The organism is Erwinia papayae (genome assembly GCF_058241465.1).
This window is the reverse complement of record NZ_JBZCHT010000002.1, coordinates 19,873-32,815: the sequence shown is the minus strand read 5'-3', so window position 1 is coordinate 32,815 and position 12,943 is coordinate 19,873. Positions and strand designations below refer to the sequence as shown.

The window sequence follows — 12,943 nt, the reverse complement described above, 5'->3', positions numbered from 1 at the left end:
AAATGGCGCGGTTCTCTTAATGCAGCAGAAAAAGAGTGGCAAGGCCAAGGAAAATAAAGAAGCCCCCCGTGTCGGTCAGTGCGGTAATCAGCACGCTGGAACCGACCGCCGGGTCGCGTTTAAGTTTGATCATAATCAGCGGGATCAGCACCCCCATCAACGCAGCCAACAGCAGGTTCAGCATCATTGCCAGCATCATCACACCGCCCAGTGACGGATTGCCATACATTGCCCAGGTGACGCCCCCCATAATCCCTCCCCAGAACAGGCCGTTGATCAACGCCACGCCCAGCTCGCGGGCAATCAGAAAGGTAAAATTGCCGGGCTCAACCTGATGCAGTGCCAGCGCCCGTACAATCATGGTAATGGTCTGATTACCGGTATTGCCGCCAATACCGGCAACGATGGGCATCAATGTTGCCAGCGCCACCAGTTGGGAGATTGTATCTTCAAACAAACCTATCACCCTGGATGCGACAAATGCGGTACACAGGTTAATTGCCAGCCATGTCCAGCGGGTTTTTACGGCTTTTTGTACCGGCGCAAACACATCTTCGTCGGGATTCACCCCGCCCATCTTACGGATGTTGCTGTCATTCTCTTCGTTGACCAGGTCGATGACGTCTTCCACGGTAACCCGGCCCATCAATTTGCCTTTGGCATCGATTACCGCAGCAGAAATCAGATTGTAGCGCTCAAACGCGCCCGCCGCGTTTTCAGCTTTATCATCGATCCGGAATGTCACCGGCATATCATTCATTGCTTCTGCAACCAACATTTCTGGCTGGTTAAGCAGAATATCGGTCAGTGACAGTTCGCCCAGCAACATATTGTTTTCATCGGTAATAAACAGCTTATCGGTGCCGTCAGGAATTGATTTTTTTCGACGCAGGTAGCGTTGGACGGTCGCCAGTGAGACATCACCAGGCATGGTCACCAGCTTGAAGTCCATGATGCGACCCACCCGATCGCGGTCAATGTCCATCACTTCAAGCACGCGAGAGCGCTGTGCAGGCTCAAGCGATGTCAGCAGCCGACCGGTTAAGTCACGTGACAAATATCTGGCAAGGTAAACCTGATCGTCGATATCCAGGGGTTCAATCGCCCGTAGCAGGTCGCGGTCGCTCATCTCTTCGGTCAGACTTTCCCAGACACTCTCTGAGGCTTCAACCAGCACCATACCACGCCGCCGGGTCCCGATAAGCTGCCACAACGCCAGGCGTTCATCCCCGGGCAGTGCCTCCAGCAGGTCTGCGAGGTCAGCCGCATGAAGCAGGGTGATATAGCTTTTTATCTCCTTAATGTGTTGCTCGTGTGCTTTGCTGTCGGTTTCACTCTTTTCAGGAGACCGTTGTAGCAGGGTATCAACGAGGTCACTGTCGTTAAGCAACAGATTAAGAATACGGGCACGGATTTCAGAGAGTTGCTGGGCGTGTGAGTGAATGACAGACATAAAAAATTCCCTTGTGCCTGCGAAGGCTGCCGCTGGAGTTAGAGGCTGTCCCACCAGCTGGCGGAGCAGGTTTAAGTATGATTTAAATCAGGTGAAACAAAAAAGGTTGCGCTGACACGTACAACCAGGTGAGACATGCTGACCGTCAACCTCACTCTTTGCTGGCGGTAACGGGGGCGGCGATATCCTGCTTTTTCTGTTGATGGTGAGCGATAGCACCGGGCACAACATAAATCAGTCGCCCCAGTAAGATGATAAAGCTTACCAGTAATATAATGCGGGTCATCCGGCTGGTTGTTTTACGTTTTTTGAATGGCATAGCGTGGTTCACGCAGTTAATCCCGAAATTAGCCTGAAGGCGAGAGTGCCATTTAGTCACAGCTTGACTAATGGGTCAATGTCAACCGCCAGCCGTCTGTCAACATGGCTGACGAAGGATAGATTGCCAATTATAAATGATGGCTGAACAGCCGGCATTCCAAAAGAAAAAAACCTGTTATTGACTTAAGTCAAATTATATAAGCTCATTATGCTTAGTATTGCGCACTATCCATCTGGTCATGCCTGAACACCCACCCTTGTTTGGGTATACCCAGTTCAGAAAACCTGTAAATAGCTCAATGAACCTCTCCCTATGGCTTAACCGTTTTTCCCGAAGTAATTGGGGATTAGCTTTACTTTTGCCTCTGTTGTTAATGCCTGTCGGTGAGGCTATGGATGTCGGACGGCTATTTCTACCTGATCTATTTCCCGCTGGCTCTGATGGTAGCGATGCTGCTGGTATTTGACTGGAGAGCTGTTCCGGGCATTATTCTTAGTCTGAGCAGCAGCTATTTTTTCCGTTACGATATGATGCAGGCGATCATAATCGTTGGCATATTCCTTCTGACTCTGCTGTGTGGCTGGACGGGTTATCGCTTGCAGACGTTGCGCAGATGGCGTGTGGATTATGGCAATCTGGAGGTGATGCCGGCACGTTTATTCTGGCTGGTTTTTTTTGTTCCCACCCTGCTGACCTCGCTGATGCAACTGATGACCTCTCTTGGTTTGCTGCCCTTATACCAGTCCGTCTTCTCGCGTGAGCCTTTTTCCCTGCATGCGCTGGTCAATTTGCAGTCCTTACAGCTGACCTGTCTGACCATGATTCAAATCTGCTATCTATTTATTCGCAGCCTTCGTAACCCGCGATTTATTTATCTCTGTTACCTGCGCATCAGGTCTCAGTCTTCCCCCAATGTCAGGCTGATGGAGTATCTGCTCTGGTGGGGTGTGATCGTTTTTTTTCTGGTGGCGCTGACCCGCGTCAGTGAACCTCAGCATAATCTGCTGAACACCGACTACGGCCTACCCTTACTGCTGCCGTTGATGCTTTGGGCGGCGGTGCGTTTTGGTTATCTGTTTACTTCGCTCAGTTGGGGGATACTATTGATTGTCCTGTATCAGCTCCACGAACGTTTTATAAATATATCTGTTGATCCCCGATATTTATCGGTGCTGTCGGCCAATCTGTTGGTGTTCAGCCTGAGCATTTTGTTTATCTCCGTCATCAGTTCACGACAGCGGCGTACCATCGCCAGAGTCAGGGCGGCAGCCTTGAATGATTCCGTCATGAACTTGCCCAATCTTCGGGCGCTGAATAATGCACTGAGCAGCCATCCATGTTCCACGCTCTGTTTTATCAGTATTCCCGATCTTGATCGTCTCACCCGGACATACGGTTTACGGGTGCGCATTCAGTACAAACGTGGGCTGGCAAACTATCTCAAGCCTGAGTTACTTCCGGGGGAGGAGGTTTATCAACTGCCGGGATTCGATCTGGTTATGCGCCTGACTGACAGGGAGCATACGGCAAGAATCGAAAACATTGCGGCCAGGCTGAAAGACTATCACCTGAGCTGGAATGGCCTGCCCATCCATACTCAGTTGGGTGTCAGTTATTGCTGCGTCCGTCCACCCGTATTGCACCTTTATGAATTGCTGGGGGAAATGGGACGTATGGCAGAAGTCTCGCTGACCAGTGGAATGGCAGAAAACCTGCAACAAAATATCAACCTGCCGGTGCAGCACCAGATCACCAAAAAGATCGCATTGTTAGATGAGATCCAGCTGGCGCTGAGGACGAATGGTTTCCTGCTGATGGCGCAAAAAAACTGTGGTATTCGGGGTGATGATTATTACGAAATCACGCTGCGGATGCCGGACCGTAATGGCGGCCTGGTGCAGCCCGCTGAACTCTTTATGGTGATCAATGAGTTTGGTTTGCACTGGGCGATCAACCGGTGGGTTATCGCTACCACGCTGGCTTTTATTGACCGACATCGGGAAACCATGCCGGGGCTGCGGGTCTCAGTCAATTTGTATACTGCCAGTTTGTGTCGACCCAAACTGGCGGGCGAGGTAAAAGCGTTGTTAGCGCAGTTCGATGTCGAAGCATGGCAGCTGATTCTGGTGCTGGCAGAATCACCCATTCTCACCGACTACAGCTGGGGAAACAGTTCCATAGCCCAACTGCGACAGCAGGGAAGCCGGGTGGCGATTAATAATTTTGGCAGCGGTTACTCCAGTTTCGCCAGTCTGAAGGATGTACAGGTTGACATGCTGACCATTGACGGCAACTTTGTCTGCAACATGGCGAACAACAGCCTCGACAACCAGATTATTGAATCAATCTGTGCGCTTGCCAGACTGAGGAACATGCAGGTGGTGGCGAAATGCGTGGCGACTGAGGAAGTCGCCGGTGTGTTACGCAAGCTGGGAGTGGATTACTTGCAGGGGCCACTTTTTGGCCAGCCCTTCAGTCTGGAAGACCTGACCGGTGAGAACCCAGATAAATCGGACAAAAATTATCAGGGCATCAGTCTTTGACCAGCTCTTTTTGCGCCAGTAAAGTCGCAAAGCGCATGGAGATACGATTGCCATGCTCATCGGTGCGGTGCAACTGACCAAACTCTTCGTTGTACTTCAGAATATGCCAGTTTCGGTAATATGCGCTCAACTCCCCGGATTTAAAGGTAAACGGGAAGCCGACATGACAGGGACTGTCCGGGGTATCCATGGCGGCAACAATCAGGTTGTAGCCGCCGCGAACCGTACTGGCCTGCATATCGGCAATCAGTTGTGGGATGGTGGCCGGTTGCAGAAACATCATCACCACCGTTGAAATAACCAGCTCCCATGCGCCGTTAAAACGCAGGTTATTGAGATCTTTTTCTGCGGTGGTGATGCTGCTCAGCCCTTCATCCCTGATAATCTGCTCAAGGCGAGCCAGGCTGTCTCGGTTGCAATCCCAGGCGCTCACCTCAAACCCTTTCAGATTAAGATACAGCGCATTGCGGCCATTACCGCAACCCAGGTCTAAAGCCCGTCCGGGAACCATCTGTCGTACCGCTTCCACCACTTCAGAGTGCGTGGCGGTCAGCCGATATTTTTCCGTGTAGTAATTATCTGCTCTGGCATTCATTCGTCAGTTTGTTCCTGAATTTTCAACTGCCAGCCGGTCACCTCTTTCCAGTAACTCTGCTCACGCTCCAGATCGAGCTGCACCAGGTTATTCTGGCTGAAATAGTCACGAGGAAAGGTGAGCGTCCAGTGGCCGTCGTCGGTTTCCAGTTGCAGTGAAGAGGGGGTGGTGGTGGCCTGACGCTGATTATTAAGCAGCGCACCCAGGCGCAATAAAAATACCAGCGGCAGAAACTGTTTCTTTTTGAACAGCGTCAGGCGCGGCATGTCGTCAACCTTTATTGCCTTGCGGTGGTAGCGCACCAGCGTGGCCAGCAACGTCTGCTGGTCCTGGTTGAAGCCGGGCAGATTGGTATTTTGCAGAATGTAGGACGAGTGACGTTGCAGACCGCTGTGGTTAATAGTCAGCCCAACCTCATGTAACATCGCCGCCCATTTCAGCAGGGCAGAGAGCTGAGGGTTAGCCTGTTTCGGATTCTGCTCGCGCCACTGCGCATAAAGCAGCTCGGTCGTCTCAAGCACGCGCCGGGCCTGGTCACTGTCGATAGCGTAGTGGTTAGCAAGGCTTTGCGCCGTCCGGCTGCGGATATCCTGATGACGAAAACGGCCTTCCATTTCATACAGCACCCCTTCGCGCAGTGCGCCATCAGACAGGCGCAGTTCCCGGATAGCCAGCGCATCAAACACCCCGCAAAGGATAGCCAGCCCCGGAATAAACACCGCCTTGCGCTCATCAGACAGTCCCGGCAGGCTCAACGCATCAAAGGATTTGTGTTTGATGGCTTCATCGTAGAGCTTATCCAGCCGTTCAGGGGTGATTAACTTTTCTTTTTCGCCCATCGCCAGCAGAACTTCACAGGCGGCTTTTATGGTTCCGGAGGCACCCAGAGCATATTGCCAACCCATCAGGCGATACTGCCATGCCAGCGTTTCCAGCTTCTGTCTGGCCGCCAGCCGCGCCCGGCGAAAGTTCTCTTTACTGATTACGCCGCCAGGAAAATAGAGGTTCGCAAAACTGACGCAGCCCATGCGGCGGCTCTCCACCAGGCGAGGCTCAAAATCTTCACCAATGACCATTTCAGTCGAACCGCCACCGATATCGATCACCAGCTTACGGCCTTTTTCCGGCTGGGTATGCTCGACGCCCATAAAGATCAGGCGCGCTTCTTCATGGCCAGAAATGACTTCAATCGGGTAGGGGATGACTTCGGCGGCACGTTGCAGAAACTCCTCAGCGTTGATCGCCTGGCGCAGCGTGTGGGTGCCAACAATGGTGACGTTGGCGGGACTGAAGCCCTGTAAACGTTCGGCAAACAGAGCCAGACAGGCAAGACCACGCTGAATGGCTTCTTCACTCAGGATGTTGTTGTAGTCCAGACCGTCAGCCAGGTGTACTCGCTGTTTCAACCTGCCGAGCACCTGCATGGCACCATCGACCACCCTGGCAATCACCATGTGAAAACTGTTCGAACCTAAATCGATCGCGGCAAATTCCTGCGGTTTAGGCATTTTTTTCTGGGATATTGGCATAGTGAGTTAGTCAGGTTGTTCCAGAGATTTGATGTAATCGTAAATAGCCAGCTGCGCGCGTACCTTACGACGGTTGCCGCGTGGTACATAACGATTGCTGAGTTCTTTATCCACGAAGCGTGCCTTCAGGGTATCACTGAACAGAATGGCAATGATATCCAGCACCCGGCGTTTCAGAATGGGGTCAAGAATCGAGACGGCGACTTCAATCCGGTAGTCGATATTGCGCGTCATCCAGTCGGCAGAGGAGAGAAATACCTTACTGTCACCGGCATTTTCAAAAACGTAGACGCGATCGTGCTCAAGATAGCGATCCACAATACTGATAACGCGAATATTTTCGCTGATGCCTTCCAGATTGGGGATTAGTGAACACATACCACGGATCAGCAAATTGACCTTAACACCAACGCTTGAAGCGGTATAAAGCCGGTCAACCAGCCCTTTATCCACCAGGTTATTGACCTTCAGAGTGATGCCTGAAGGAATGCCCTGCTGCGCATTGGCAATTTCCGTATCAATAAGTTGATAGAGCATCTGGCGTGAGTTTTGTGGTGAAACCATCAGATGTTCAAAGTGCACCGGGCGGTAGGGATTTTCGATAAAATTAAACACGCGACGCACTTCATTAGTGATACGTGCATCGGCGGTGAGCAGCGAATAATCGGTGTATATCCTGGCCGTTTTCTCATTAAAGTTGCCGGTGCCAATATGAGCGTAGCGGACGATCTCATCATTTTCGCGACGGGAAATCAGAAACAGCTTGGCGTGAATTTTAAGGCCGGGTGCGGAAAAGATAACGTGCACGCCGGCCTCAGTCAGCCGTTTTGCCCAGTGAATATTTGCTTCTTCATCAAAGCGCGCCTGAAGCTCGACCACTACGGTGACTTTTTTACCGTTGTAAGCCGCGTGGATCATGGCATCAATAATGCGCGAGTTTTTTGCCACCCGGTAGATGTTAATTTTGATCGCCAGCACCGCTGGGTCGAACGACGCCTGGCGTAACAGCTCCAGCACATGCTCAAAGGTGTGATAAGGGTAATAAAGCAGCACATCGCGGTTACGGATGGCGTCAAAGCCGTTACGAAAGCGATCAAACCAGATATGGCGTAACTGAGGCAGCGGTCTGTTAACCAGATTCGCTTTTCCCACATTGGGAAAGCTGATGAAATCCTTGAAGTTATGATAACGGCCACCGGGTACGATGGAATCATAATTAGAGATATTCAGCTTCTGGCTGAGCATGGATACCATCGCGTCCGGCATGTCGCGTTGGTAGACAAAACGTACCGGTTCCGCCGTCAGGCGCTGTTTCAGACTGGAAGACATCAGCTCCAGCAGGCTGGATTCCATTTCGGTAACCAGATCATATTCAGCATCGCGGGTCATCTTCATTGAGTAGGCGTTCAGCGCATCATAATCAAAGAAGCCACGAAAAATATCGCCCAAACAATAACGCAAAATATTGTCCAGCAGAATCATTGGTTTGCGTCTGCGAGGGGTTTCCGGCGGCAGATTGATAAAACGCGGCACTTTATCGGAAGGGATCTCCAGCAACGCATAACGAATCTCTTCACCCCGAATGATCTCCACCGCCAGGTAGGTGTAATCGTCTTTGAGAAACTCAATCAGATCGGTGTCGTGGTTGATCAGAATCGGCGTGATATGTTGGCGCAGATGGTGTTTAAAGTGATGACGAAGCCAGCTTTGCTGGTTGGGGGAGAGCTGACGTTCATTAATCAGGAAGATCTGATTACGGGCCATTTCCAACAGCAGATCGTTATAAAGACCGTCAAATTCCTGGTCTGCTTTCAGTACCCTGGCCTGAATTTTTTTCAGCAGATGGCGTGGGGTATTGGGAGAGCCCTGTTCTTCACCAATCAGGATGCGGCGTTTTAAATCTGCAAAACGAACTTTGTAAAACTCTTCCAGATTATTGGAATAGATGCCCAGAAAACGCATACGCTCGATCAGCGGGTTGGTTTTATCTGCCGCTTCCTGTAACACGCGTTCATTGAACGATAACCAGCTCAACTCTTTTTCGATATACAGTTTTTCCTGACCCATTTTTACTCCGTTTAAGCAGAACCTGCCTGAAACTGGTCATTGTTCCGTAGCATTATGGCGAGAGTATGGCAGCAATGTCCACGGCGATTGTTGAATGCCTTATCAGCCCCACACGGGCTACGGGCGGGTGCCGGTGTTCTGTCACCGTGGAATGCTGATGGATTAAGGGCGGGGTAACCGGTTTCGCTGTCAGTGCCAGCCCTGGAAGGTTGCAGATTGTTTCTGAAAAATCGTTGTGCTCTTCAAACTGACACAGCGTAAAGGGCAACGGGTTCAGATGAAATACTCATCCTGCATTCTTAAGTGGTGGTGACGTGCAGGAGAGGGTTACGCGTGGCGGGGTATCAGTCCAGAGCATGTCCTTCCGGCGGCAACCTGTTGCCATCCAGCCAGGCTGCATCATCCTGCATCTTCAGACGTCCGCTGAGAAACCAGTTCACCACCAGTGGGTAGATGGCATGTTCCTGATGCTGCACCCGGGCCTTAACGTCTTCCTCTGTATCACCGTTAAATACCGGCACTTTCGCCTGTAAAATCACCGGGCCACCATCCAGCTGTTCGGTGACGAAATGTACCGAAGTACCGTGCTCCCGATCGCCATTGGCGACAGCCTGACGGTGAGTATGCAGGCCGGGATATTTCGGTAACAGAGAAGGGTGGATATTCAGCATCCGCCCGGCGAAGTGGGCAACAAAAGCCGGGCTGAGGATACGCATGTAGCCTGCCAGCACCACCAGGTCGGGGGCACAGGCATCGATCTCCTGCATCAGTTGTGCGTCGAAGGCCTCCCGGTCAGCAAATTCAGCAGGGAGCAGGGCATACGCGGGCACACCGGCAGCGCGCGCACGCTCAAGGCCATAAGCGGCGGGCTGATTGCTGAACACGGCAGCCACGCTGCCGTTGATCCGCTGTTGCTGGCAGGCATCCAGAATTGCCTGAAGATTGCTTCCGTTGCCGGACAACAACACTACCAGACGTTTCATGGATTAATGACCACACGCTCGGTGGCGTCAGAGGCGTTGATCACCCCAATTTTCCAGGCTTTCTCACCGGCATCCTGCATCAGCTGCACGGCTCTGTCCGCATCAGATGGGCTGAGAGCGATAACCATGCCCACACCGCAGTTAAAGGTGCGGTACATCTCAAAGCGGCTGACGTTACCGGCCTGCTGCATCCAGTCAAAGACCGCCGGCCACTGCCAGCTGGATTCATCCAGTACCGCCTGGGTGTTTTCTGGCAGCACCCGTGGAATATTTTCCCAGAAGCCGCCGCCGGTGAGATGCGCTATCGCATGGACATCAACCTGCTCAATCAGGCTGAGGATGTTTTTCACATAGATGCGGGTAGGGGCCAGCAGGTGGTCTGCAAGCGGTTTACCTTCCAGCATTACCGACTCCGGATTGCTGTTGCTGACCTCAAGGATTTTACGTACCAGTGAGTAGCCGTTAGAGTGCGGACCGCTTGAACCCAGCGCAATCAGTACGTCGCCATCCTGCACTTTACTGCCGTCGATAATTTCTGATTTTTCCACCACGCCGACACAGAAACCAGCCACGTCATAATCTTCTCCGTGATACATGCCGGGCATTTCTGCCGTTTCGCCACCAACCAGCGCGCAGCCAGACTGAGAGCATCCTTCAGCAATACCGGTAATCACGCTGGCCGCCGTATCGACATCCAGTTTGCCGGTGGCGTAGTAGTCGAGAAAAAACAGCGGTTCGGCACCCTGGACCACCAGATCGTTTACGCACATCGCAACCAGGTCGATACCGATGGTATCGTGGCGCTTCAGATCCATCGCCAGACGCAGCTTGGTGCCGACGCCGTCGGTGCCGGAAACCAGAACCGGCTCGCGGTATTTTTGCGGCAGGGCACAAAGGGCACCGAAACCGCCCAGTCCACCCATCACTTCCGGGCGGCGGGTCTTTTTCACTACGCCTTTGATACGATCGACTAAAGCGTTGCCCGCATCAATATCAACGCCGGCGTCTTTATAACTGAGAGAGGTTTTGTCGGTCACTGCGAAATCCCCACGCGATTTGCGGTTGTGGTGGTATGGAAAATAAAGCGCGGCAATTCTAACAGCGCAGGCAAACGTTTGCGAGTGCGTTCTTCAGCACCGTTGTGCCGGGCGTCGTTTTGTCGGAGGGGACGGGACGTGCAGAAGTGAGATTAAGTGATAGGGCTCAGGAGCCAAAAAAGGCTATAATCGCCCGATTTTTTTTCAAGCTTAACACTCCGGGAGAACAACAATGAAGATCGTGGAAGTCAGACACCCGCTGGTCAAACATAAACTGGGCCTGATGCGCGAGCATGACGTAAGCACCAAGCGCTTTCGTGAGCTTGCTTCAGAAGTGGGAAGTTTGCTGACCTATGAAGCCACTGCCGATTTAGAGACGGAAACCGTGACGATTGAAGGCTGGAATGGCCCGGTGACCATCGAGCAGATTAAGGGGAAAAAGATTACCGTGGTGCCGATTCTGCGTGCCGGGCTGGGCATGATGGAGGGCGTGCTGGAAAATGTCCCCAGCGCGCGCATCAGCGTGGTGGGCGTCTATCGCGATGAAGAGACGCTGGAGCCGGTGCCGTATTTCCAGAAGCTGGTTTCCAATATCGAAGAGCGTATGGCGCTGGTGGTTGACCCGATGCTGGCGACCGGCGGTTCGATGATTGCCACCATTGACCTGTTGAAGAAAGCGGGTTGCAGCAGCATCAAAGTGCTGGTGCTGGTGGCGGCCCCGGAAGGGATCGCCGCGCTGGAGAAAGCGCATCCGGACGTGGAGTTATACACCGCTTCCGTGGACAAGGGGTTGAACGAGAAAGGCTATATTATTCCGGGCCTTGGCGATGCGGGCGACAAGATTTTTGGTACTAAGTAATGGTCTGCTGGCGGGGGACGTTGACGCTGCGCCGGGCTCAGAATGCCCGTTCTGGCGTGGTAAAGGCGCTGACAGGCGCTGCACCTGCCGTGTTGTCCCGCGCCAGGGCTGTGTCATCTGGCTTGCGCCCGGCGGCATTGCCTGTACGCCATCAGCAACAAGGTGCCCTGCATCAAGGGCTGATAGTTTAATTTTTAGTTTAAGCCGACCTGAGAGTCGGTTTTTTTTCGGCAAAACAGAAGGGTAAACACAATGACACGTCGCGCGATTGGCGTCAGTGAGCGGCCTCCGCTGCTGCAAACCATTCCACTCAGCTTCCAGCATCTGTTCGCCATGTTTGGCGCAACGGTGCTGGTTCCCATCCTTTTTCATATTAATCCGGCCACCGTGCTGCTGTTTAACGGCATCGGCACGCTGCTGTACCTGTTTATCTGTAAGGGGAAAATTCCGGCCTATCTGGGATCCAGCTTTGCTTTTATTTCGCCAGTGTTACTGCTGCTGCCACTGGGATATGAGGTAGCGCTGGGGGGCTTTATTCTCTGCGGTGTGCTGTTCTGCCTGGTCGCGCTGATTGTCAAAAAAGCGGGCACCGGCTGGCTGGATGTGATGTTTCCACCTGCGGCGATGGGGGCTATTGTGGCGGTCATTGGTCTGGAGCTGGCGGGCGTGGCGGCAAAGATGGCCGGTCTGTTGCCTGCTTCTGGTGCGGCCGTTGAGGGTAAAAGCATTTTTATCTCGCTGGTTACGCTGGGGGTGACGGTGTTTGGTTCGGTGCTGTTTCGTGGCTTTCTCGCCATTATCCCGATCCTGATTGGGGTTCTGGTGGGCTATATCCTCTCCTGGGGCATGGGCATGGTGAACTGGTCGGCGGTAGAAGCCGCGCCGTGGTTTGCGCTGCCGACTTTCTATACACCGCGCTTTGAGTGGTATGCGATGCTGACCATCCTGCCTGCCGCACTGGTGGTGATTGCGGAGCATGTTGGTCATCTGGTGGTAACGGCGAACATTGTCAAAAAAGATCTGTTAAAGGATCCGGGGCTGCACCGTTCCATGTTTGCCAACGGTATCTCGACGGTAATCTCTGGTTTCTTCGGCTCCACGCCGAATACGACCTACGGCGAAAATATTGGCGTGATGGCGATTACCCGCGTCTACAGCAGCTGGGTGATCGGTGGAGCGGCCATTCTGGCAATTCTGCTCTCCTGCGTCGGTAAACTGGCTGCGGCCATTCAGGCGGTGCCGGTGCCGGTGATGGGCGGGGTATCTTTGCTGTTGTATGGCGTCATTGGCGCATCGGGTATTCGGGTGTTGATCGAATCAAAAGTGGATTACAACAAGGCGCAAAATCTGATCCTTACCTCGGTGATCCTGATTATTGGCGTCAGCGGCGCGACGATACATATTGGTGCGGCAGAACTGAAAGGCATGGCGCTGGCAACCATTGTGGGAATTAGCCTGAGTCTGATCTTTAAAGTGTTCAGCCTGCTGCGTCCGGAAGAAGTGGTGCTCGATGCACCGGACCAGCAGCAGAGATAAATTAACGGGCAGCGCCAGC

10 protein-coding genes are annotated in these 12,943 nt (G+C 52.8%); 3 read left to right on the top strand and 7 right to left on the bottom strand.

Features of this window, described 5'->3' with window-relative positions; translation table 11 throughout:
- Nucleotides 1–16 precede the first annotated feature (16 nt).
- Together mgtE and AC3RPL_RS00200 are read right to left on the bottom strand one after the other, a co-directional pair.
- Entirely contained in the window at nt 17–1,507 is a 1,491-nt protein-coding gene (gene mgtE / locus AC3RPL_RS00205; protein WP_490738536.1) for a magnesium transporter, read from the bottom strand.
- A gap of 97 nt (nt 1,508–1,604) precedes the next feature.
- Nucleotides 1,605–1,772, bottom strand: coding sequence for a YfgG family protein (locus AC3RPL_RS00200; RefSeq protein ID WP_437125093.1), 168 nt, complete (start codon nt 1,770–1,772; stop codon nt 1,605–1,607).
- 398 nt (nt 1,773–2,170) lie between these two features.
- Here AC3RPL_RS00200 and AC3RPL_RS00195 point away from each other — a divergent pair, with 398 nt between their 5' ends.
- Nucleotides 2,171–4,318, top strand: coding sequence for an EAL domain-containing protein (locus AC3RPL_RS00195; RefSeq protein WP_490738535.1), 2,148 nt, complete (start codon nt 2,171–2,173; stop codon nt 4,316–4,318).
- Here AC3RPL_RS00195 and tehB read toward each other — a convergent pair.
- From tehB to purM, 5 genes are all read right to left on the bottom strand, one after another.
- On the bottom strand, nt 4,308–4,913 hold the full coding sequence (gene tehB, locus AC3RPL_RS00190) for a tellurite resistance methyltransferase TehB (RefSeq protein WP_490738534.1): 606 nt from the start codon (nt 4,911–4,913) through the stop codon (nt 4,308–4,310). The two genes, AC3RPL_RS00195 and tehB, sit on opposite strands and share 11 nt — an antisense overlap.
- Nucleotides 4,910–6,442 carry an exopolyphosphatase gene (gene ppx, locus AC3RPL_RS00185; RefSeq protein WP_261639978.1) on the bottom strand — a complete coding sequence of 511 codons (1,533 nt, stop codon included), beginning with the start codon at nt 6,440–6,442 and terminating at the stop codon, nt 4,910–4,912. Before ppx ends, tehB begins: the two co-directional genes overlap by 4 nt.
- Nucleotides 6,443–6,448: 6 nt before the next feature.
- Nucleotides 6,449–8,509 carry a polyphosphate kinase 1 gene (gene ppk1, locus AC3RPL_RS00180; RefSeq protein ID WP_034938324.1) on the bottom strand — a complete coding sequence of 687 codons (2,061 nt, stop codon included), beginning with the start codon at nt 8,507–8,509 and terminating at the stop codon, nt 6,449–6,451.
- A 344-nt stretch (nt 8,510–8,853) separates the two neighbouring features.
- Nucleotides 8,854–9,492, bottom strand: a complete 639-nt coding sequence (gene purN / locus AC3RPL_RS00175) for a phosphoribosylglycinamide formyltransferase (RefSeq protein ID WP_261639981.1) — start codon at nt 9,490–9,492, stop codon at nt 8,854–8,856.
- Complete coding sequence (gene purM, locus AC3RPL_RS00170) at nt 9,489–10,529, bottom strand: phosphoribosylformylglycinamidine cyclo-ligase (RefSeq protein ID WP_367166690.1); 1,041 nt, start codon at nt 10,527–10,529, stop codon at nt 9,489–9,491. Before purM ends, purN begins: the two co-directional genes overlap by 4 nt.
- Nucleotides 10,530–10,761: 232 nt before the next feature.
- On the opposite strand from purM, the gene upp reads away from it, so the two are divergent.
- Together upp and uraA are read left to right on the top strand one after the other, a co-directional pair.
- Nucleotides 10,762–11,388, top strand: coding sequence for a uracil phosphoribosyltransferase (upp, locus tag AC3RPL_RS00165; RefSeq protein ID WP_261639987.1), 627 nt, complete (start codon nt 10,762–10,764; stop codon nt 11,386–11,388).
- 252 nt (nt 11,389–11,640) lie between these two features.
- Nucleotides 11,641–12,924, top strand: coding sequence for a uracil permease (gene uraA / locus AC3RPL_RS00160; protein WP_490738533.1), 1,284 nt, complete (start codon nt 11,641–11,643; stop codon nt 12,922–12,924).
- The last annotated feature ends 19 nt before the right edge of the window (nt 12,925–12,943 follow it).